The organism is Sulfuriroseicoccus oceanibius (genome assembly GCF_010681825.2).
GTDB classification, from domain to species: Bacteria; Verrucomicrobiota; Verrucomicrobiia; order Verrucomicrobiales; family SLCJ01; genus Sulfuriroseicoccus; species Sulfuriroseicoccus oceanibius.
In genome coordinates this window covers 2,887,532-2,906,031 of the sequence record NZ_CP066776.1, presented here as the reverse complement: position 1 = coordinate 2,906,031, position 18,500 = coordinate 2,887,532, and the positions used below count along the sequence as shown (strand labels likewise).

Genomic DNA, 18,500 nt, shown 5'->3' with positions numbered 1-18,500 from the left:
CCTCAATCAAGCAACCCGCCGCTCTGGCAATTTACAGCCGGGGCGGTGGGTTGTTTTTGTTTGCTAACCAAGGTGCTGGCGAACTGACGTGGGGGGAGTGTTACATGTTGCTGTGTCTTTAAAACTTCCTAAGCGTCATGTAGATGTGTAGGGTGTAGGTTATGGCATCAACCCCCGTGCAAGATTCTACGCTGAGTGAGGGCTCCACCGAGGTGGACTTGAGTGGCATCGAAAGCCCCCGTACTCCTCTCAAGGGGAGGGAAGGTTTTTGGACGAGAAGCCCGCTATGCCAGGGATTGGAGCGGATGGCCGGTTGGCACAGTATTTCATTTAGTTGGGATGAGGCGTCGGCCGGAGTGCCGGTGGAGAAGGCTTCGATTTCGATGGAGAGTTTGCTCGAGATTGCGCGCCGGATTGGGTTTCAGTGCCGTTTGGTGAAGCGGCCCATCGCCAAGCTGCACGAGGCGGTGTTGCCGGCGTTGTTGATTTTGAAAGAGGGGGGAGTCGCTGTGATCGAGCCGTCTGGTCAGGCGGGGGCTCCAAATACTTTGGAGTGGGACAAGGAGAAGCAGCAGTGGGTGAACATAGGCCGTGGTGCGTTGAACAAGCTCTACTCGGGGTACTTGGTGATGTTCCGGCCGTCGGGGTTTGAGAGCCGCTTTGAAGAGGAAAACCGCAGCGCGGCTTATGCGGCGGGGGATAATACGGGCTGGTTCTGGAAAACGGTGTGGCAGTTCAAGTCCGAGATTCTGCGTGCGATTCCGGCTTCGTTGATGGTGAACCTGTTTGCGATCGCGATGCCGATTTTCACCATGACAGTTTATGATCGCGTAGTTCCTAACAATGCGGTGGAGACTTTGTGGGTGTTGGCGGTCGGGGTGCTGGCGATCTTTGTGTTTGAGTTTTTCATGAGGTTGCTTCGCGGAGCGTTTCTCGGGCGTTTGGGCAAGCGGTTGGACGGGGTGCTTTCAGGGATGGTGTATGACCATTTGATGGCGGTGAGCATGAAGGGGAAGACGGGGTCGTCGGGGATTTTGGCGGGCAAAGCGAGGGCGTATGAGTCACTGCGGGAGTTCTTCATTTCCGCGACGCTCGCTGGCTTGGTGGACATGCCGATTAGTTTGTTGATGATCGGAGTGATCTTCCACTTGGGAGGCCCTGTGGGGTGGGTTCCTGTTGCGGCGGCGATTTGCATGTTGGTGATGGGCTTCCTAGCGAGGTTTCCTCTGATGCGCGTGGCGAGCGAGAGCTACCGCCAAGGGTTGGAACGGCAGGCATTCCTAGCGGAGACGATCCATGGATTGGAAGCGGTCAAGGGGAGTAACTCACAGGGGTTCTTCCGGCACCGCATGGAGCGCATGATCCGGGATTCATCTGATGTGGATGTCAAAGCGCACTGGTATTCCCTGCTGGCGAACTGCTCGTCGTCGTGGATTATCAATACGTCCAATGTCATTCTGGTCGTGCTGTGTGTGTTCCAGGTGAAGGCTGGAGACATGACAATGGGGGCGATGATCGCCTGTATCATTTTGTTGTCCCGCGCACTGAACCCATTGGCTTCGGTTGCTGCGATTGGTACACGTCTGGCGCAGGTGAAGACCTCGCTCAAAGGGCTTAGTGAGGTGATGGCGATGCCGCTGGAGTATGGAGGCGATCAGAGCCAGAAGTTCTCATTGGTGACCGAGTTGGTGCCCGATTACCAACTCAAGGATGTGAACCTGAAATATGATGATGAGGGCCGTTATGCGATCAAGGGACTGAACCTTCACATTCGTCCTGGCGAGTGCTGGGCGGTGCTAGGGAAGATCGGTTCGGGCAAGAGCTCGTTGTTGAAGCTCTTGAACAAGATCAACGAACCTTGTGACGGCCAGATTCTGCTCAATGATCTCGACTATTCGCAATACCACCCAGCGACCTTGCGCCGTCTTGCTGGTTACATGCAACAGGAGTCGGCCCTGTTTCAGGGAACCCTGAGAGACAACCTGAGTCTCGGGAAACCGTGGGCCAGTGATGAGGAAATCATCGAGGTGGCGAATAAGATCGGGATTGGCGATCTGATAAACAGTCACCCGATGGGGCTTTACGCGCCGGTGACGGAGCGGGGGCAAAGTTTCTCCGGAGGGGAGCGGCAGGCGATTTGTTTGGCTCGTGTGTTGTTACAGACGCCGAAGGTTCTATTGCTCGATGAACCGACGGCAAACATGGACGTGACTAGTGAGATGCGGGCCCTCAAGGCGATCCAGGCGTACGTTAAGGAGGATCCCGAGCGAGCGATGGTCGTAGCCACGCACAAGATGTCGGTGGTGAAGATTGCGACGCATTGTTTGGTCTTGGACCAAGGAAAGGTCTATCTCTCAGGCCCCAGGGACAAGGTATTGGCCAAGCTGCGTGAGCAGGCGAGCGAAGGACAGCCACAAGCGAAACATTAACAGGTCACCCGATTGTCATGAAGAAGCAGAGTTCGATGAAAAATGGGAAGGCCGATCCGGCTGCGGTGTTGGCCAAGGAGTTGGAATTGCTGGCAGCGAAGGATTCGCCTGTCAAAGTGGGTGGGCCACAGACTCCGCTTCAGGCGGATGATTTGGATTACGTATCCGATTGCCAGGCATTGTTGCAGAGGCAGTCCTCGGGCTGGCGTGGGGGCATTTTGTTGGTGTCCATCGTGGCGTTGGTAGCATTTTTGGTGTGGGCGAACTGGGCCGAGCTTGACGAGGTGAGCCGGGGAACCGGTCGGGTGATTCCGTCCTCCTCGGTGCAGGTGATTCAGAGCCTCGAGGGCGGTATTTTGGAGTCTATCGATGTGGAGGAGGGGCAGATGGTGGAAGAGGGCGATGTGCTGCTGCGCATTCGCGACAACATCTACGAGGCGGCTTACCAGGAGAACCTGGCCAGGAAGGATGCCTTGGAGGCTCGGATGGTCCGCTTGATGGCGGAGGCCGAGGGTGAGGAAGAACTGGTTTTCCGTGAGGGGATCCGGCAGGACCTGGTGGAGAATGAGACCAAACTCTTTGCGATGCGCCTGACGGATTACAATGAGACGCGCGATGCACTCGAAGACCGGCTGAAGTTGGTGAAGCGAGAGCTTTCCGTGCTCGATAAGTCGCGGCGGATGGGCTCTGTGTCTGTGTTGGAGTATATCCGGGTGGAGAAGGAGCTGGCGGATTTAAACGGTCAACTCAGTACCATGGAGACGCGGCGCAAGCGCGAGGCGATGGAGGGGTATGACGTGGATAAGGCGGAATACGACGCCTTGGTGCATGCGATCAAACGAGACAAGGACCGGTTGGACCGGACGGTCATTCGTGCGCCCGTGCGCGGCACTGTGAATGAGATCTATATCGATACCGTGGGGCGGGTCATTCAAAGTGGAGTGGATATCATGGATCTTGTGCCGGCGGACGATACGCTGGTGGTGGAAGCCAATATCAGCCCATCGGATATTGCGTTCATTCGTCCGGGGCAAGAGGCGACAGTGAAGTTCACTGCCTACGACTTTGCGGTGTACGGTGGTCTGGACGGCACGGTGGAGCACATCAGTGCCAACACGATCACGGATGAAGAAGGCAATAGCTTTTACCAGATCAAGGTGCGAACCAAAGAGTCGACCTTGGGGGAAGACCGCCGCGGAGAGAAGCTCGACCTGATGCCCGGTATGATCGCGGAAGTGGATGTGTTGACCGGCCAGAAGACGGTGCTGGCCTATTTGTTGAATCCATTCACTCGAGCCAAGGAACGTGCGATGCGAGAGAAGTAGGCAAGACCGCAGTTCGTGCGGTCGGCGATTGGATGAATCGAAACGGAGGTCGCATGTTGAGCCCCCACCTTTTGGCAAGAAATGAAGAAGCTCCTCACAACCTATCGCAAAGCTCTTTCTTCCTTAGATGGACAGAGCAGCAGTTGGAAGAGCTGCGTGATTGACCTTTGGACAGCAATAGGAATACCGATATCGGTCGTAGTTTTATTATTCGGTATGCTGGCAACTTTCGGCGTCACCAAAATACACGTATGGGGAGTGGAGAGATCAGGAATAGGCGCTTTCCTTGCGACCGTAGCTACGATCACCCTAGCAATTCCGCTAATTTTTACAGTGGTTGGCTCTATCATGTGGTTTGCCCATCGATTTCTTAGATGGCCATGGCGAAAGTCGCGTTCAACCCAAACCAACACCAAACCATAGAATTCGAACAAGCCGAACAAGTCGGAGATAGTGACGACTAACATCGACGTTGTTCCAGAGCTGTTTTAGTGGTTTCATCCGGTAACAGGAATCAGGCCTCCGCCATAAGGGGCGGTGCACCATTCCTAAACGTTGGTTTCGTCATTGGAGAAGCTGTCGAAGCTTGCTCCAGCCGGGGAGGCCAAGCGAGACCCGCAGTAAAGGGAGGGATGAAGCGTGCGATGCGCAGCTGAGTGCGAGAGCCTTGGGCGTGTCCTGAATGGCACTAACTTAGGGTGCCTGTTCGTGTCGGGAGCGGCCATCGGGGAGGGTGCTGCGCCTTGGCGGTATCGCACGCTCGGCCGGGGATTGGTGGGCGTATTTACCTAGGGTGGCGCTCGCCTGAGGCTCGCTGACCCTAGGCTGTTATGAGACGCGCTTTCAGCGCGGAATTGACGACGCTGAGGACTAAGTTAATGCCATTCGGGCGTGTCCTGAGTGATGCTGCGTTGCTCACCGCTCAGGTAGCCTGGTAGCATCGCGGTTCGCGCCTTGCCTCACTCGAAAAGCTCTCCGTCATTCCGCCAATTTGACCATTCAAATGGCATAGGGGCGAGGAGATGAGCTCCTTGGGATGGGCCTCGGATGCGTTAGAGATTAGCCATTGGCGTCCACCGTGCTCGCTGTGGTGGCGATGGGACGGCTTTCACTGGTCAGTGAGGTCACTTGCTCGCGGTAGTCCGCCAACGATCCGATATAGGTCTTGGCGCTGTGGGGAACGAAGCGTGCGCGGTGTGAGACGGCGAAGATGACCCCGACAACTTCCCATTCACGGGTAGCTTCGTTGAAGCGGAAGGCGGCTCCACCGGAATCTCCTGCAGTTGCCTGAGCTTCCCCGGCATCGCGTCCAAAGCGGGTCACGAACGATGCGGTTTCCAAGCCTCCATTGGTTTTCACGAGCTTCTCCTGGACTCGAGAGATGGTGGTGGCTCCGAAAAGGAAGTCTCGCTCTTGCTTCAAGTAGACTCCTTGTGTGGCAATCTTCTCTCCGTTGATGGTAAGTGGTTTGCGCTCGCCGCTTTGCACGTAGCCGGTAGCGGCGAGGACGACACGGTCGCCTTTGGTTGGAGCTTCGTGGGAGATGCGCACGGTTGGCAACTCTTTGAGAAAGTCTGACTGTTCCCACTTTGCGAGCCGGAAGATCGCGACGTCGCTTGGTTTTCCGTTGCGGGACTCCAAGACACTCCAAGTGTTCTTGTCCGGGGCGAGCGTGTTGCCATTGGCAAACCTTACAGGGGCGCATCCCACATGTGTGCTGGTGAGCACCCAACCATCTCCAAGGTAAACTCCGGATCCTTGGGCGATCATGACGGAATTGCCGGCGAGAGGAAACTGAGGCTGTTGTGCCTGCTCTTGGGTTGCGGCTCCTTTTCCGTAGATCTCACCTTCACTGATCACCAGCGCGCTCGCTGTGGTGAAAGAAGTTGCGATACTCACAGCGAGCGCCAAAGCGCGCGAGACGGGGGACTTGATCATTTGCGGCTGGTGAGGGGGATTCCAGTTCAGTAAGAGCTGTCTCTCTGCCGCAAACTATTGACGCTCTATCGGTTATGATGAAGTTGATTCAATATAAAAAATCAGATTCAGCGTCTGTTTTTAAACAGGGGTTTCAAGATTTAAAGCGAGTGGTGTGTTTTGGGGGTGTCTTTTTTAAAAAAGCGGTGTTTTTGGTGTGATTTTTGGAGGTTGTCGACTCGGGGCTATGCCAGCGGGCGGAGCTCGTGATTATGCGGCAAAGCCTCTGGCGTGGAGCCTGGAGCCGCATGCCCGGATTGTCTTCAATAACGTTCTCGGCGTCGAACGGTGTGGGGTCATTGAGGGGACCTGTTTTCGAGTGATGAGATGGCCTGGGGGGGGAATTGACGAGATCAGCGGGTGGCGGATGGGGTGTGGATGTCTTATGTTGGTTGTAAGTGGTTGTAAATGATAGGGTTGTGATGTTTTGTGATTTCTAGAACGCTTAATAATAGCCATAACTTCAGGCGCGTTACTTTGCGGTTTTTCAAGGGGCGATCGATGTGGGGATGACTACGGCGGAAGGGCTGTTGGCAGGGAGCGCCAAAGAGAGGCTGAAGCATACCCTGGAAGGTGCTTTGAAGAGGGGGATGCTGGAAGGAACGGGTGGAACACAAAAAAGCGCCCGTGCAGCGGTGCTACACGGGCGCTTGGAGGAATCTGTTGAGATGGAGAATTTCGCGGCTATTTGCCGACTCCGCCTTTGCCTCCTTGAGCCGGGTCAAAGTAGGTGGAGAGTTTGCCGCCGAGAGCGAGGAGTTCGTAGGCGAGCATCCGAGCTTGTTTTTCTTCATCAACGATGCGTGTGTCCGCAGAGATTTTCTCATTGCGGATATCCAGCAAGCTGAGAAGTGGGCGCTTTCCGTTGTCGAACTGATTCTGGTAGAGATCGCCGGTCCGGCTCAACTTATCCGAGTAGACGTTGAGAACGTTGATACGTTGGCGGTGGGTGGCGAGGTCTTCCCAGGTCGAGCGAATGTCCTGTTCGAGTTTGACCAGAGTCTCTTCGATCAGGGCTGCTTGTTCATCGATATCGCCTTGGGCTTGTTGGACGACGCCTTTATTGCGGCCGCTGTCCCATACGCTCCAGTTCATGACCAGCAGTGCGTTGTATTCGTCGTCGCGTCCTTCAATGCCGAGAACGTCTTCACCGACGAATGCGCCGCCTTCGAGGAAGAACTTGGGATAGTTGTTCCGTTGCTTTGCCTTTTTACGGTGGATTGCAGCGGCGTACTGGGTGGTGACCGCGGAGTAGCGCCAGTTGGCACGAGGGTCAATCTGCGACTTGCTGGTGATATTCGGGATGCGAGGCATGGACATGTTGGCGGGAGCCTCCATGCCGGTGAAGCGGGCGAATGCGGCTTCGGCCTGGGCCAATGACAGTTCGCGCTCGAGCACGAGGGTTTCCGCCAACTCGATCCGTGCCGCGGAGAGTTCGACGTCTGAATCGTCACCGACGGAGTTGGTCCGGCCTTTGGCGAGTTCTCCGATCTCCTTGTGGAGTGAGAGGTTGCGGTGTGCCAGAGCGAGTTCCTTACGGGCGGCGACTACGTCGAGGTAGGCGGCGGCGGTTTCCAGTGCGATGGCATCGCGGACGGCTTTCTCGAGATAGGCCTGGGCCTCTTCGCGTTTGCGGGCGTCCCGCAGACGGTTCTTCTGGTAGCCGAAATCAAAGAGCAACTGACGAACGCGTACTCCGATACGGCGGCTGAACAAATCGTCACCTCCGGTGGCTACGCCGTCGATACTTCGGTCGCGTTTTGCCCATCCAGCTTGTCCTTCGATATTGACCTGAGGCATGAAGTCGGCTTTGACCTCACGCGAGTAGCCTTCGGCGCGGTAGATTGATGCTACGGCTTGTTTGATCGCGGGATCACGCGAGAGAGCCTTGTTGACGGCCTCGCCGATGGAGAGACCCCATGAGCTGACAGTCATGGCAGCGCATGACACCAATGTGATAGCGCCGATCTTGGTGGCGCGGGGATGGGGAAGTTTCATAATGCGGTTAAGGGATGACGTTAGGGCAGCAGCGGAGATTTTCGCTGCGACTGCCTGATTATGAATAACGAGGGGATCTCGCCATTGGGTTGCGTCATTTCGGCAATTAGATGAAACTTTTTTAAAATATTATAGCGACTAGAAAATATTTGAGGGGTGAAGGTTCGGGGCGGGGGAGCTTTGGTGTGGTTAGGTCACGAGACTTCCAGGCATTGATCGATGAACTCGAGCAGCGGGGTGCGGCCGGATCCGGTTTTGGAAGAGCAGGTGAAGATGCGGGGGAGCCCTTCGCACCATTCGGACATGGCGTCTGTAAATGCGGTGATGTTGGCGCTCACTTTGCCGCTCTTGGATTTGTCGGTCTTGGTGAAGACGAGGATGAACGGGATCTCGGAGTCCATGAGCCATTGGGAGAACTCGAGATCGATCTTTTGGGGCGTCAGTCTGGAGTCTACCAGTTGCACGACGCAGGTGAGTTCTTCTCGTGAGGTCAGGTAATCGGAAACCAGGTCGTGGAACTCATGCCTTTGTTTGGCGGAGACCTTGGCGTAGCCGTAGCCTGGAAGGTCAACGAGTCGCCATGGGCGGTTGGCGTTGATGTTGAAAAAATTGAGCAAGCGGGTGCGTCCGGGGGTGCTTGAGACGGTAGCCAATCCTTTCTTTGAGGTCAGCATGTTGATCAGTGAGCTCTTGCCTACATTCGAGCGTCCGATGAAGGCGAACTCGGGCAAGCCGTCGGCTGGGCAGTCGGCAAGTGCTTTGGCGCTGGTGAGGAATGATGCGGGAAGTCCTTTCTTCATAGGGTGAAATTGGGTGATGGCGGGCCGGTTGATTTTCTGAATAAAGTGATGTCCTAGTTTATCCCGTGCGCGGCGCTGGTCGACCAGTGATTGCAACTCTCAAAGAATCTTGAAAATATGAGCGACAAGGAACTCTCGAAGAAGAACGCCAATGTGGTGTTGGCGTTGTGCGTGGTGATCGCGTTGGGCGCGGTGGTGGCATTCAACTGGGTTGGGGTTCTCAACCGTCAGCAGAAGGAGAAGGACGAGCGTCCGTTGTATGTCGGACGGGTTGAGAAAGACATGACCTTTCTCAATTCGAATGGCGAGGAGATGGCGTTGAGCGAGATGCGAGGCAAGGTGTATTTGGTGAGCTTCGTTTTCACGCAGTGTCCGTCACAGTGTGCCGGAGTGATTGAGTCGATGAAGGAGGTCGCCGACAAGTATGAAGACAACGAGAAGTTGGAATTTGTTGCGGTGAGTTTGGAGCCCGATGTGGACCGCCCGGAAGTACTCAAGGAGTGGGCCAAGGTACACGGCGTGGATAACGATCGCTGGCATTTCCTGACCTCGCTGACTCCTGAGGGGCGCGACGAGCTGCATGAGTACATGAACAAGGAGCTCATGTTCTACAACGTGATCAAGGTCGATGGCCCCGAGAAGTACGAGCACGACCAGCGGGTGGCGTTGATCGACGGAGCGGGAAGTATCCGTGGTTTTTACGATTTGTTGAGTTTGGAGGCACCGGACCAGGTGCGCCGCAAGCTCGATCGTCATCTCGGGATGGTGCTTGAAGAGAAGCAGAAGTCCGGCCCGGTGCTGATCTGGGTGGTGGTGCTTTTCGGCGTGGTATTCCTTGTGTTTGGATTGATCTTCGCCTCGGGAGCTGCCAAGAAGCGAGCTGAAGACAAGAAGTGAGTCGATGAACTTCAAATGGCGTGCTTTCCTCGGAAAGCACGCCATTTTTTTTGGATTGCCGAGATCAGTCGTCCCAGCGCTTCAGAATATTAGAGTAGCTGTCGATGCGGCGGTCGCGGAAGAACGGCCACATGCGGCGGTGTTCATCGATGGCATCGAGGTCGCAGTCGGCGTAGATGATTTGTTGATCTGAGATCGAGCCGCGGGCGACGACCTGTCCGTAGTGGTTGGCAACGAAAGACTGTCCCCAGAATTCGGTGTCGCCCTCGGTGCCGACGCGGTTGATGGCGGCGACGTAGCAGCTGTTGGCGACGGCGTGTCCACGCTGGACGGTTTCCCATGCGCAGTGCTGGGCTTCGCCGAGTTGGGGTTTTTCTTCTGGAAGCCAGCCGATGGCGGTTGGGTAGATGAGAATCTGAGCGCCCTGGAGCGCGGTGAGGCGTGCGGCTTCGGGGTACCATTGGTCCCAGCAGATGAGCACACCGATTTTCCCGAATGCGGTGTCCCAAGCTTTGTAGCCAATATCGCCCGGCGTGAAGAAGAACTTCTCCTCAAACCCAGGGTCCTGAGGGATGTGCATTTTGCGATACAGTCCGAGGAATGAACCGTCAGCATCCACGACCCAGGCTGTGTTGTGGTAGAGCCCGGGGGCGCGGCGTTCGAAGCCCGAAGCGACGATGACGATGCCAAGCTCCTTGGCTAGTGCGCAGTGATGCTCGGTGATGTCACCTGGAAGTTCGTCTGCGAGATCGAAGTGCTCCGGATCTTGCTCACGGCAAAAATAGAGCGTGGTGAAGAGTTCTTGGGTGCAGACAATTTGGGCGCCATTGGCAGCGGCCTCACGGATGGCGGCCTCGGTGCGGGAGATGTTTTCCGCACGGTCTGCAGATGCAGGCAATTGGAGAAGGGCGAGCTTTGGCATGATGAGTAATCAACGACAAGTTAAGGCATCCTGCAACAGGACGAAATCCTCATCCGTGTGTGCGGTGGTGGTGGTGAAGCGGATGCGGGCACTGCCTTTGGGTACGGTCGGGTAGCGTATGGCGGGTGCCAGGATTCCCCGCTTGGCCAGGGCGTCTGAGAGGGAGAGCGCGGCATCGCTCTCGCCGACAATTAATGGAACGATTGCGCTTGGTCCGGTGAGCTCCGAGTTGCCTGTGAGGGCTCTCAACCTGGTGATGTTGGATTGCAGTTGGGAGCGCAAGGTGTCGCCTTCCTCGCTGTCGACCAGGTCGATTGCGGCGGTGGCTACTGCGGCGCTGATGGGTGATGGAGCGGTTGAATAAATGAATGATCGGGCGCGGTTGATCAGGAGGTCGATCCACTTGCGCGAGGCGCAGAGGTAGCCTCCCGAACCACCAAGAGCTTTCGACAAGGTGCCCATTTGGAAATCGATGGATGAAGCGACTCCGAGAGCGGCGGCGAGCCCGCGCCCACCCGGCCCACAGATTCCAATCGAATGCGCTTCATCGACAAGCAGCAGTGCTTTGTATTGTTCCTTCAGAGTGACGATGGCTTCGAGCGGAGCCGTGTCTCCATCCATCGAATAGATCGACTCCACGGCGACGATGATACGGCCATTGGCCTGGATCTTGGATTGGGCCCACTTCAAGTGCGACTCGAGCTTGTCGAGGTGGTTGTGGGGGAATACGCGGAGGGTGGCACCGCAGAGGCGTGCGCCATCGACCAGCGATGCGTGGCAGAGTTTGTCTAGAATCAGGATGTCATCCTTGCCGGCGAGAGCGCCGAGTGTTCCCACGGCGCAGGCGTAGCCAGAGGAGAATGTCAGTGCGGCTTCTGCTTGTTTGAATTCAGCGAGGCGCGACTCAAGCGTGACGTGAGGGAGGAGCGTGCCGCAGACGAGCCTGGAGGCACCGGAACCGGTTCCCCAACGGTCGGCCGCATCGCTGGCGGCACATTTGAGCGTGGGGTGCGTGGCGAGACCGAGGTAGTCGTTGGATGCGAAATTCACCATCGGCCGGCCGCCTTGTGGGGTGAGAGATCGCCCCTGCGGGGATGCCATGTGGCGCAGCGAACGCAGCAGTCCACGGTTCTCCAAGTCTGCTAGCTCGGATTCCGGCAGCCGGTGGTGTGGATCGGACGCGGGCACGTGTGTGGAGGTTGGGGTTACTTCGCCTGACTGAGCCCGTATTCGAGGAGCTTGCGGCTGTCGTTCCAAATGTGGCGTGACGAGCTGCCGAGTACGACGGTGATGATATTGCGTCCGTCGCGATTGATCGAGCAGATGAGACAGCGGCCGGCAGCGTTGGTGTATCCGGTTTTGAGACCGTTTACACCAGGCATCCGCTTGAGAAGCTTATTGGTATTGTGAAGCGTTCTGGTGCGGCCGTTGGCGAAGCGGAAGGGAAGCGTCTCAATCTTGGTGATCGCCCGGATGGCTGGTGTGTGGTAGGAGGTAATGGCGAGGCGGGCCATGTCGCGGGCGGTCGAGTACTGACCATCGGCGGGCAATCCCGAGGCGTTCTTGAAGTTGCTGTTGACCATGCCGAGTTGGCGGGCGCGTCGAGTCATGAGGCGGGCGAACGCGGCCTCCGAGCCCGAGTGGTCCCGTGCGAGGCAGTGCGCGACATCGTTACTGGATTTTACCAGAAGTGTACGCAGCAAGTCGATGCGGCGGTATTGTTGGCCTGTACGCAGGCCGATCTTGGCGGGAGCCACGAGCGTGTCCGACCGGTCGACCGTGAGCATGCCGTTGACGTTACCCTTTTCGAGGACTAGCAAAGCGGTGAGAAGCTTCTGCGTGCTGGCGACGGGGCGTCGCTGGTCCGCGTTCTTGGTATAGAGAACGACGCCGGTATCGGCATCGACTACAATGGCGGCCTTGCCGTAGATCGACGGAGCCGAGGCGGCGGATGCCGCGTGGGTGAGGATGAAAAGGAAGATGAGGGGGATCCAGTGGGGAAGTCTCATAGCAGGGGAAGAAGGTGGGTTGGCTGAACTTGGTGGATCAGAGCGGGGGACGCAAGGTGCGATTCGCTGGACCTGTGGAGGATAATAGGCATTACGAACCAACTCCCGGTTGTCGTCGCGGATCAAACCCGCCGGGGGAAGTGACAATCCACTCGATTGAGCGAGCGACCGTGGGGCTCGTGTTCGAAAATGTCCCTCTGTATCCGACGCTCATGAGGGGACAGGAAATCAGTAGGTAAAAAGTTCTTGTCTCAAAATGTTCCTTTGAGTAGTGTTCTCTCGAACAGTAAAGAGAACACCCCGTTATGGACCCTCAACTTACCAAGCGACAAAGCGAACTTCTCGAGTACTTGCGGGAAGTCCATCATCAAACCGGCGTCATGCCCTCGACTCGTGAGATCCAAGCCCACTTCGGATTTGCCAGTCAGACCGCGGCGGTGACCCACCTCCGCGCATTGGAGAAGAAGGGGGTGATCCAGCGCACTGCCGGTAAGGCGAGAGCATTGGCGTTTCCTGAGGAGTTGGAGCGCGAGGAGATTATCGACGTGCCTTTGTACGGGCAGATTCCCGCTGGGATGCCGACGGACTCGCAGGAGGAAAGTGATGGCTGCATCTCTATTGACGTATCGACACTTGGGGTGTCACGCAACGCACGGACATTCGCATTGCGGGTGCGCGGAGATTCGATGATCGACGCACATATTTGTGATGGGGATACGGTGATCCTGGAGTTCAAGGAGGCCCGCCCGGGTGATGTGGTGGCGGCTTTGATCGATGGCGAAACGACGCTCAAGCGATTGGTGCGCGAGGGGGGCAAAAGTTACCTGAAGGCAGAGAATGAGGACTATCCCGATTTGCTGCCGGTACATGACCTGGTGATCCAAGGGGTGATGGTCATGTTGCTGAGAATGGGAGATGGCAAGCGTCGGGTTGGCTGACGTGGAGCCGTATGAGAGGGGCCTCCGGAACGAGGAGGCCGAGTCAGGCTCAGCAGCCTGAATGAAAGCATTCAATTGGGTGCTCTAGCGTGAGCTGTGCCCGAAAATCTGGGATCTCCGTTGGCGGCGGAGATTCACACAACAACCGAACAAACAAAAGCAAACGATGAAAGATTCAAAGTTATCCGTGGATGTCTGTGCACCTGCTGTAGCGGTTTCGGGCGAATTGGTTTCTTCTTCCGGTTACAGTAGCCGGCCGGCAGGGCGTGCCGCCGAACGTCATGACCTCAATGATCGTTCGTGGCATGTTGATTTTGGCATGCTTCCGACAGCACGTCGCCGATCGGGGGTGGTGCAATCAGTCCGGCGGTGGGTTCGGAATGTGCGGGCGCGCTCGAAGAGCGTTGGCGTTTTCGGGGCTGGGCGTGATGGGGATCTGGTAGCGAGTGCGGCGTTTGTGATGGGTGTTTTTGTTGCCGCTTTGGTGATGGTGATCAGTGTGTTGCGCGATGCTGGATGGGTGCACGGATTGTTGGACACGGTGTTGGCATTCGGCGTCACCGCTACCGGCGGGTTCGTGTTCGGAGTACTTGCCTTGAAGGGCTTGGCGCTTATGGGCGTGTCATTGACCGATGGCGAGGCCGCCTAAGGGGGGCACCGTTCATCAATCCCTGTGATGAACGGCGAGTCCTAGGTTCGGAAAATGGGCGTGGGTTAATCCTGAGCGAGTGGCGCGTCTGGATAAGGAACACGTTTGCCGCTCGCCTTGAGTATGGGCATGGAGGCATCGACAGAGCGCAGGTGTTTGCCGAGTCCGCTTCGCAGGTCGTTTACAATCTCGGGGTGCTGCTTTGAGATGTCGTGTTGTTCTCCGAGATCCTGACTGAGGTTGAAGAGATCGACGGATTGGTCACTATGCCAATAGATGAGCTTCCAGTCCCCACGGCGAATCGAGCTGAAGGCGGGCTGGTTGTAGTAGTTTGGATAGTGCCAGAAGAGCGAGCGGTCCGGGTGATTGGTATCCGGCGCTTTTAGCGCTGGGACGATGCTGTGTCCGTCAATGTGCTCGTTTGGTGTCGGCGGGTTGCCAGCCATCTCGAGAATGGTGGGGAAGAGATCTTCGATAATGACCGGGTAATCCGTGCGGCTGTTTGGCTTGGTGACGCCCGGCCATTTTACGACCAGAGGGACACGTGATCCGCCCTCGTAGGCCGAGATTTTGAACCCGCGTAAGGGAAGGTTCCGTTGGCACTGTTGAGGGGAGCCGTTATCGGACATGAAGACGATGATGGTTTCGTCCTGAATGCCGTGTCGGTCGAGGGTATTGATTAGCTCACTGAGTGAGTGGTCCATCCCTTCGAGCATGGAGGCGAAAGTGGCTTGCTGCTTTGGGAGGCCTTTTCCTTGGTATTTCTCGATGAACCGTCGGTCGTCCTCCCAAGGCGCGTGGACTGCGTAATGCGCCATGTAGAGGTAGAATGGTTTTTCGTCCGCCACCGCGCGATCGATTTCGCTAATTGCCTCACGGGTGATGGCATCGGTGAGGTTGATTTTCTGACCGTGGTATTTGTCGAGTCCGGGGACGTCCCAGATTGGGTCGGCTCCCCGCCATTTGCCGGAGAAGTTCTTGTCGCCGTGGAAAGAACCGGGTCCACCTCCCGCGAAGCCGGCTATGTTGACATCAAAGCCGAGGTTTACAGGGTCTTCACCTGGGGTGTCCATGGCACCAAAGTGAGCTTTGCCGACGTGAATGGTTCGGTAGCCGTATGAGCGAAGCACTTCCGGCAGGGTAGTGGCTTCTACCGAGTTGGGGACACCGGCGCCGATGGGTTGCAGACCGTTCACGTTCCACGTGCTCGGGGCGAGATGTGGGTGGTTGGGCTCGGGGGATTTGTCCTTGCGTAGCGTCCAGCAGGTTACCTTGTGGCGTGCCGCGTTTTGTCCGGTCATCAAGCTGACCCGTGATGGCGAGCAGATGGCACATGCGTAGGCGTTGGTGAAGAGCGTGCCCTCCGTGGCAAGCCTCTCTAGTGTTGGGGTATGATAGACCTCGTTGAGTTTTGTGCGCTCGGAATGGAACGCCAGTGAGGTGTCCTGCCAGCCCATATCATCGACTAAGAAGAAGATGATGTTCGGAGATGCTTGAGGTTTGGCAAATGCGGAGCAGAGACTGATGAGGAGGCCGGAGGCGAGGGCGGTGAGCTTCATTGGTAGGGCGTTATGGCTGCGGTGCTTCTAGCTTCAGGTCTCCTTCGAGATTCACTCGGATAACAGATGCGATTGGATCTGGCTGCTGTGTTGGTAGATTGATCTGCCAACTGTCACTCTGGAGTTCATAGTCCAGCGCCGTGTCAGCGTGCATCAGAGTGGCGCTTTTGATCTTGTTGGGGAATTGGGGCAGGGTGAGTTCCCTGTTTTCCGGCCACTCAAAAAGGTGGAGGTAGAGCACTGTGCCTGTGGGAGTCTCTTTGCGGGTGCAGCGGCCATTCCACGTGATTTCAGGGAATGGATTTGCCGATGTGCCATGGATCGACTCTGCGTTGGTATCCATCCATTTGGCGATGTCCTGCAGGCGCTCTACAGATGGCTGTGGGATGATGCCATCTGCCGTCGGTCCGACGTTTAGAAGGAAATTGCCGCCCTTGCTGGCGATGTCGATGAGGTTGCGAATGAGGGTTTCGGAGGACTTCCAATTGTGGTCCTTTGATTTGAATCCCCAGGTGTCGTTCATGGTCATGCACGACTCCCAATAGGCGCCCTCGCCGAAGCCGGTCTCAGGGATCTCCTGTTCCGGCGTGCCGTAGTCGCCGCGGAAGGTGCCTTCTTTGGTCATACCTGCGGCGCCACTGCGTCCTTTGTCGACCCGGTTGTTGATGATGATGTCGGGTTGGAGTGTGCGGCAGTAGTCGTAGAGTTCTTTGCCCATCTCGTGGGTCCACGATCCTTCCCATTGGCCATCGAACCAGAGGAGGCTGATGTCGCCGTATTCGGTGAGCAGTTCGTGGAGCTGGTCCTTCATGAACTTGCAATAGATCGCCATGTCGGGTTGGTCGATCGTGCCGTTGCCCATCCACGGGTGGATGTCCTTGTCGCCATAGTGGGGGTGGTGCCAATCCATGATCGAGTGGTACCAGCAGATCCTGAGTCCGTGTTTGCGACAGGCGTCGGCGAGAGGTTTGAGGAGGTCCTTTTTGTATGGGGTGCCGCCCATGTCCCAATCGGTGTACTTTGAGTCATAGAGGGCGAAGCCATCGTGATGTTTGGTGGTGATCACGATGTATTTCATTCCTGCCGCCTTGGCGAGTTTGACCCATGACTCAGGATCGTAGCTCTGTGGGTTGAATGTTTTTTGCAGTGGCTCGTACTCCGCGACCGGTATCTCTGCGTGTTTCTGGATCCACTCGCCAACACCCGGGTAGTCTTTGCCTTTCCAGACACCTGCCGGCTGGGCGTAGAGGCCCCAGTGGATGAACATGCCGAAGCGGGCATCGTCGAACCACGCCATCCGATCGGCTTTTTCCGCCGCCGTCTCGTGCGAGAAGTCGTTGATCTCGACGGTGGTCGAGTCTGCGATGGCTCCGAAAGTCGACGCGGCAAACGCGAACGAAAGGAGTAAAGTTTTTTGCATGCGGCGGGTACGAGAAAGGGCGGGGTGTTTTATCGGCATAATCCGATTTATAAACACACCCGCCCAGAGGGAAGATTCTTTTTTAGAAGAGATTGCGGTTAGTCGGCGAGGTTTACCGGAGTGCCGCCACTGAGTCTTGAGGCTTCGGCGGCGAAGGCGATGCGGTGGCCTTCGACCGAGTTTTCGATGAGAGAAGCGGAGTCGCTGTTTTCGGTGATGATTTGATAGAGGGAATCGATCAGGCCGAAGTCGCCGCCGCCGTGACCGTAGCCTTCTTCGCCTTTTTCCGGGACTTTGATTTCGATTTCTTCGATCTCTCCGCTGATGTGGTCGCGGATGACGATATCTTTACCAAAGTGGAGTTTGTTGGCGTCGCCGCCGCGGAGTGATGCCTTGGTGCCGTAGATTTCAATGCTGCGGCCTTGATCGAAGGCGGTCATGGTGAGTGCTGCGGTAGTACCATTGACGAACTCCATATTGACCACTTGGTGGTCGACGACGTCGTTATCGCAGGCGTATGGGTTGCGCGCCCACGGGGAATTCTTGAGCCACTCGAGGACCGCTTCCTTATCGTGGATGCCTTCAGGATCTGGATAGACCATCTTGAGCCATCCTTCCATGTCCTCGTCGAGGTAACGAAGTGCGCAGTACGGGCAGTTCTTTTTGTGCTCGTTGTCGCCATCGGTGCAGAGGTCTGGCGAGCCTTCCGGGCGGTTGCCTGCGTGGAAATGGGTGAGGTTGCCGAAAGATGAGACGCGTTTGCATTTTTCACCCATGATCCAGGCGATGATGTCCATGTCGTGCGAGCACTTGGCAACGATCATCGGGGTGGATTCCTGCGACTTGGCCCAGTGGCCGCGGACGAACGAGTGGACTTGGTGGAATGCGCCGACACCCTCAGAGGCACGCAGCGAGATGATGTCCCCGAGGCGGCCTGAGTCGACGATCTCCTTGATCTTGCGGTACACCGCGGTGTAGCGAAGAACGAAGCAGAGTACGACTTTTAGTCCGCGCTCGGTGGCAATGGCTGCGAGTTCCTCAGTGGTTTCGAGATCCTGAGTGGCCGGCTTCTCCAAAAGAAGGTGGTAGTCTTTGAGGAGGGCTGTTTTGGCCGGGCCGTAGTGGTAGTTGTCCTGAGTGCCGATGATCAGGATGTCGGCGAGTTTTGGTTCCGCCAGCAGGGCGTCGGCCGAATCGAACGAGCGAAACTCGGGGTTTTGGCTGATCTCTTTGGCGGCGGCGACACGCTCAGGGATAGGATCGGCAGCAGCGACGATCTGGAATTGCTCCGGTCTCGAGGCGGCGAGCTTCATGTAGGTCAGGGCGCGGGATCCGCAGCCGACGGTGGCAATTGTCAGTGGTTTCGTGGTGCTCATGAGTGTGGCGAGGTTGAAATTTTCGTGTAGAGCGTAAGCGGAGAAATGCGCGGATCAACCGTCATTGGTGATTGGGGGCTGATCTGCAATGGATGGTCGATATCCGAGCAGCATGTCTGGGGGGGGCTTCGGACTGGATATGAAAAAGCGCGCCCCCTCTGGATGAAGGGGCGCGCCGGCTGGTGAAGGTGATTCACCGAT

The 18,500-nt window shown here is 56.8% G+C and carries 14 protein-coding genes; 5 read left to right on the top strand and 9 right to left on the bottom strand.

Going from position 1 to position 18,500, the window contains the following annotated elements; all coding sequences use genetic code 11:
- Nucleotides 1–161: 161 nt before the first annotated feature.
- On the top strand, nt 162–2,429 hold the full coding sequence (locus G3M56_RS11690) for a type I secretion system permease/ATPase (RefSeq protein ID WP_268839996.1): 2,268 nt from the start codon (nt 162–164) through the stop codon (nt 2,427–2,429).
- A 17-nt stretch (nt 2,430–2,446) separates the two neighbouring features.
- Entirely contained in the window at nt 2,447–3,754 is a 1,308-nt protein-coding gene (locus G3M56_RS11685) for an HlyD family type I secretion periplasmic adaptor subunit (protein ID WP_164363731.1), read from the top strand.
- 1,059 nt (nt 3,755–4,813) lie between these two features.
- Here the strand turns inward: G3M56_RS11685 and G3M56_RS11680 are convergent.
- From G3M56_RS11680 to yihA, 3 genes are all read right to left on the bottom strand, one after another.
- The gene (locus G3M56_RS11680) at nt 4,814–5,692 is read right to left on the bottom strand and encodes a trypsin-like peptidase domain-containing protein (RefSeq protein WP_164363729.1); all 879 of its coding nucleotides are present in this window, start codon (nt 5,690–5,692) and stop codon (nt 4,814–4,816) included.
- A gap of 723 nt (nt 5,693–6,415) precedes the next feature.
- Nucleotides 6,416–7,729: a TolC family protein gene (locus G3M56_RS11675; RefSeq protein WP_164363727.1), complete on the bottom strand. Its 1,314-nt coding sequence runs from the start codon at nt 7,727–7,729 to the stop codon at nt 6,416–6,418.
- Between the two features lie 194 nt (nt 7,730–7,923).
- Complete coding sequence (gene yihA / locus G3M56_RS11670) at nt 7,924–8,529, bottom strand: ribosome biogenesis GTP-binding protein YihA/YsxC (RefSeq protein WP_164363725.1); 606 nt, start codon at nt 8,527–8,529, stop codon at nt 7,924–7,926.
- A 117-nt stretch (nt 8,530–8,646) separates the two neighbouring features.
- Between yihA and G3M56_RS11665 the strand changes: the two genes are divergently transcribed.
- A complete protein-coding gene (locus tag G3M56_RS11665; RefSeq protein ID WP_164363723.1) occupies nt 8,647–9,426 on the top strand; it encodes an SCO family protein in 780 nt (259 codons plus the stop codon).
- 64 nt (nt 9,427–9,490) lie between these two features.
- On the opposite strand, the gene G3M56_RS11660 is transcribed toward G3M56_RS11665, so the two are convergent.
- From G3M56_RS11660 to G3M56_RS11650, 3 genes are read right to left on the bottom strand one after another with little or no spacing between them, the layout of a single operon-like run.
- The gene (locus G3M56_RS11660) at nt 9,491–10,348 is read right to left on the bottom strand and encodes a carbon-nitrogen hydrolase (protein ID WP_164363721.1); all 858 of its coding nucleotides are present in this window, start codon (nt 10,346–10,348) and stop codon (nt 9,491–9,493) included.
- 9 nt (nt 10,349–10,357) lie between these two features.
- The gene (locus G3M56_RS11655) at nt 10,358–11,536 is read right to left on the bottom strand and encodes an aminotransferase class I/II-fold pyridoxal phosphate-dependent enzyme (RefSeq protein ID WP_235203421.1); all 1,179 of its coding nucleotides are present in this window, start codon (nt 11,534–11,536) and stop codon (nt 10,358–10,360) included.
- Nucleotides 11,537–11,553: 17 nt separating this feature from the next.
- Nucleotides 11,554–12,357 carry a D-alanyl-D-alanine carboxypeptidase family protein gene (locus tag G3M56_RS11650; protein WP_164363719.1) on the bottom strand — a complete coding sequence of 268 codons (804 nt, stop codon included), beginning with the start codon at nt 12,355–12,357 and terminating at the stop codon, nt 11,554–11,556.
- Nucleotides 12,358–12,662: 305 nt separating this feature from the next.
- Here G3M56_RS11650 and lexA point away from each other — a divergent pair, with 305 nt between their 5' ends.
- Together lexA and G3M56_RS11640 are read left to right on the top strand one after the other, a co-directional pair.
- Nucleotides 12,663–13,295, top strand: coding sequence for a transcriptional repressor LexA (gene lexA, locus G3M56_RS11645; protein ID WP_164363717.1), 633 nt, complete (start codon nt 12,663–12,665; stop codon nt 13,293–13,295).
- 166 nt (nt 13,296–13,461) lie between these two features.
- Entirely contained in the window at nt 13,462–13,944 is a 483-nt protein-coding gene (locus tag G3M56_RS11640; RefSeq protein WP_164363715.1) for a hypothetical protein, read from the top strand.
- 65 nt (nt 13,945–14,009) lie between these two features.
- On the opposite strand, the gene G3M56_RS11635 is transcribed toward G3M56_RS11640, so the two are convergent.
- The 3 genes from G3M56_RS11635 to G3M56_RS11625 all read right to left on the bottom strand — a co-directional run bounded on the left by G3M56_RS11635 (nt 14,010) and on the right by G3M56_RS11625 (nt 18,299).
- Nucleotides 14,010–15,503: a sulfatase gene (locus G3M56_RS11635; RefSeq protein WP_164363713.1), complete on the bottom strand. Its 1,494-nt coding sequence runs from the start codon at nt 15,501–15,503 to the stop codon at nt 14,010–14,012.
- 10 nt (nt 15,504–15,513) lie between these two features.
- Entirely contained in the window at nt 15,514–16,923 is a 1,410-nt protein-coding gene (locus tag G3M56_RS11630) for an alpha-L-fucosidase (protein ID WP_164363711.1), read from the bottom strand.
- Between the two features lie 98 nt (nt 16,924–17,021).
- Nucleotides 17,022–18,299, bottom strand: a complete 1,278-nt coding sequence (locus G3M56_RS11625) for a Gfo/Idh/MocA family protein (RefSeq protein WP_164363709.1) — start codon at nt 18,297–18,299, stop codon at nt 17,022–17,024.
- Between the last annotated feature and the right edge of the window lie 201 nt (nt 18,300–18,500).

Coding starts and splice junctions, on each gene's coding strand:
- yihA (WP_164363725.1), bottom strand. CDS start 8,529: ATGAAGAAAGGACTTCCCGCATCATTCCTCACCAGCGCCAAAGCACTT.
- G3M56_RS11685 (WP_164363731.1), top strand. CDS start 2,447: ATGAAGAAGCAGAGTTCGATGAAAAATGGGAAGGCCGATCCGGCTGCG.
- G3M56_RS11675 (WP_164363727.1), bottom strand. CDS start 7,729: ATGAAACTTCCCCATCCCCGCGCCACCAAGATCGGCGCTATCACATTG.
- G3M56_RS11625 (WP_164363709.1), bottom strand. CDS start 18,299: ATGAGCACCACGAAACCACTGACAATTGCCACCGTCGGCTGCGGATCC.
- G3M56_RS11650 (WP_164363719.1), bottom strand. CDS start 12,357: ATGAGACTTCCCCACTGGATCCCCCTCATCTTCCTTTTCATCCTCACC.
- G3M56_RS11635 (WP_164363713.1), bottom strand. CDS start 15,503: ATGAAGCTCACCGCCCTCGCCTCCGGCCTCCTCATCAGTCTCTGCTCC.
- G3M56_RS11630 (WP_164363711.1), bottom strand. CDS start 16,923: ATGCAAAAAACTTTACTCCTTTCGTTCGCGTTTGCCGCGTCGACTTTC.
- G3M56_RS11660 (WP_164363721.1), bottom strand. CDS start 10,348: ATGCCAAAGCTCGCCCTTCTCCAATTGCCTGCATCTGCAGACCGTGCG.
- G3M56_RS11680 (WP_164363729.1), bottom strand. CDS start 5,692: ATGATCAAGTCCCCCGTCTCGCGCGCTTTGGCGCTCGCTGTGAGTATC.
- G3M56_RS11665 (WP_164363723.1), top strand. CDS start 8,647: ATGAGCGACAAGGAACTCTCGAAGAAGAACGCCAATGTGGTGTTGGCG.
- G3M56_RS11640 (WP_164363715.1), top strand. CDS start 13,462: ATGAAAGATTCAAAGTTATCCGTGGATGTCTGTGCACCTGCTGTAGCG.
- G3M56_RS11690 (WP_268839996.1), top strand. CDS start 162: ATGGCATCAACCCCCGTGCAAGATTCTACGCTGAGTGAGGGCTCCACC.
- lexA (WP_164363717.1), top strand. CDS start 12,663: ATGGACCCTCAACTTACCAAGCGACAAAGCGAACTTCTCGAGTACTTG.